Consider the following 244-nt stretch of genomic DNA (forward strand, 5'->3'; position numbering starts at 1 on the left):
GGACCTAAGCCGAGGCCGAAAGGCGTAGGCGATGGATAACCGGTTGATATTCCGGTACCACGTACCCACCGCTATCACCGAAGGGGGGACGGGGTAGGCTAGGGAAACCCAGGCGCTGGTCGTCCTGGGGTAACCGCGTAGGGCGCTCCGTAGGGAAATCCGCGGAGCATCGAGCCTGAGACGGGAGTCCGAGCTCGTTCAGAGCGAAGTTCCTGAAGCCATGCCTCCGAGAAAAGCCTCTAGG

At 61.9% G+C, this 244-nt stretch carries 1 rRNA gene; it reads left to right on the plus strand.

The features are described from left to right. A 23S ribosomal RNA gene (locus tag ACY9Z2_RS19310) occupies positions 1–244 on the plus strand; the annotation flags it as partial.

Source organism: Virgibacillus sp. GM2-2 (genome assembly GCF_055329585.1).